Here is a 385-nt window from a genome sequence, read left to right on the forward strand (position 1 = left end):
CCCGGGCACCGCCCATCGGAGCGCCCGTGCTGGTGGAGGGCACGACCAAAGGTACGACGACCGACGCCCTGGGACATTTCGGGCTCGACCTTCCCGATGGAGACCATACGCTCGTGGTCTCCTATGTTTCGTATGTCCCGTGCCGCGTGGAGGTCACGGGCAGTCAGACCGGGCTGGAGATCCTCCTTGAGCCCGATGCGCAGACGCTGTCGGCCGTGAAGGTGACCGGCCGCCGCAACCTCGAGTCGGAGCGGAGTCTCCAGACCGAGCGCATCGCCTCGAACGTGGCGATCGAGAACATGGGCGCCCGGGAGATGTCGCTCAAGGGCATCTCGAACGTGCAGGAGGGTGGCCGGAAGATCTCGGGAATCTCCGTGGCCGATGC

1 protein-coding gene is annotated in these 385 nt (G+C 66.2%); it reads left to right on the top strand.

Annotation, left to right across the window (positions count from 1 at the left end; translation table 11 throughout):
• On the top strand, positions 1-385 hold a 385-nt coding region (locus QZL63_RS09515), incomplete at both ends, for a carboxypeptidase-like regulatory domain-containing protein (RefSeq protein ID WP_290586753.1).

It is taken from the genome of Alistipes sp. CAG:268, assembly GCA_000434235.1.
Lineage (GTDB): Bacteria > Bacteroidota > Bacteroidia > Bacteroidales > Rikenellaceae > Alistipes > Alistipes avistercoris.